Annotated in this window: 1 protein-coding gene; it reads right to left on the bottom strand. The window is 72.5% G+C overall.

The window, feature by feature from the left end; all coding sequences use genetic code 11:
• Positions 1 to 401: 401 nt before the first annotated feature.
• The coding region (locus ACFC1T_RS38405; RefSeq protein WP_375897454.1) for a DUF4331 domain-containing protein at positions 402 to 1,304 on the bottom strand (903 nt) is incomplete at its 5' end.

Genomic DNA, 1,304 nt, shown 5'->3' with positions numbered 1-1,304 from the left:
GGTGCAGTGCCCCGGCTGTCGCCAGGGCGCCGCAGAGGGCGGCGGTGGTGAGCAGGAGCGGCAGGCGGCGCATCGGGGTCCTCTGGTGGTGGCGGAGGGGGAGGGTCGGCGGGGGGGGGGGGGGGGGGGCGCCCCCCCCCCCCCCCCCCCCCCCGGGGGGGGGGGGCGGGGGGGGGGCGGGGGGGGGGGGGGGGGGGGGGTGGTCGGCGGTCTCGCCGCCGACCACCCGCAACCACGCTGCTAGGGCTTGGCTCTTGGGCCCTTGCCGGGTGTGAGGCCGGGGCGCGCATCTCGCCGCGTTGTCGTCGGTCGCCACTGCTGGGCAGTGGTTCCCTCTTCCGCCTTGCGATGCACGCACACCGACGCCGCACGCTGACCCGACAAAGGCCCTGAGAACGCTGCTAGTTGGGCTGGTTGACAGCCTTGGCGTAGGGCAGCGCGACGTACGGGAACGCGGCGGAGAACGGCTTGTCGGCGTGGTCGACCTTGTCGCCGGCGGCGAGCGCGGGGATGAGGTGGCCGGGGGTCGCGCCTTCCAGCGCCTGGAGTTCGATGTCGACGACGTCGTCGGTCAGGCGGCGCCCGTTGGGGTAGCCCTGGAAGTCGCCGTCGAGGACGCCGAGCCGGTCGGGATTCGCGGTGACGGGCGTCGACATGTTCAGGCGCAGCTCCTCGGCGGGAACGAACTTGGACGTGTCGATGTCCTGGTTCATGAGCTGGGAGTTGAGGTCGACGGCGAGGGGCCCGTTGGTGGCCTTGGCGATGCCGGTGAGGAAGATCTCCTGGAGGTCGGTGCGGGGGGTGGCGGGGGCCGGGATGCCGTAGATGGCCTGGACGAGCTGCGGCACCTCCGGGTTCAGGACCTTGTTCACCAGCGCGGGCTGGTTGTGGTCCTGGGACGGGGGCAGGGAGTTGAAGGTGTCCTTGAGGCCGGCCGGGACGACGACCTCGTTGACCAGCGGGTTGCCCAGGCGCGAGACCTGGACGTGCCGGCCGGTCGGGTCCGCCTTGCCGGGGCTGAGCTTGAGGGTCTGCTTCTCGGTGCTCGACCAGACGCCGATGACGGGGTTGCGGCCGGGGTCGCCCTTGAAGGCGAGGCGGCTCTTGGGGATCTGCAGGGCGACGGTGTTGACGTTGTAGCCGGCGAGGGTGTTCTGGCCGACCTCGGAGAGGTTGCCGCCGTAGAGCAGGTCGAAGACCCGCAGGTCGAGGAAGAACGGGTCGGCGGCCTGAGTGGCCACCGTCTGCCCGCCGCCGGGGAGTTGGACGGTCGCCTGGTTGCGGAGCCGGCCGTAGTCGGGCAT

Source organism: Kitasatospora sp. NPDC056076, from assembly GCF_042266305.1.
GTDB lineage: Bacteria > Actinomycetota > Actinomycetes > Streptomycetales > Streptomycetaceae > Kitasatospora.
The sequence above is the reverse complement of the archived record's forward strand: the minus strand, read 5'-3'. Positions and strand labels throughout refer to the sequence as shown.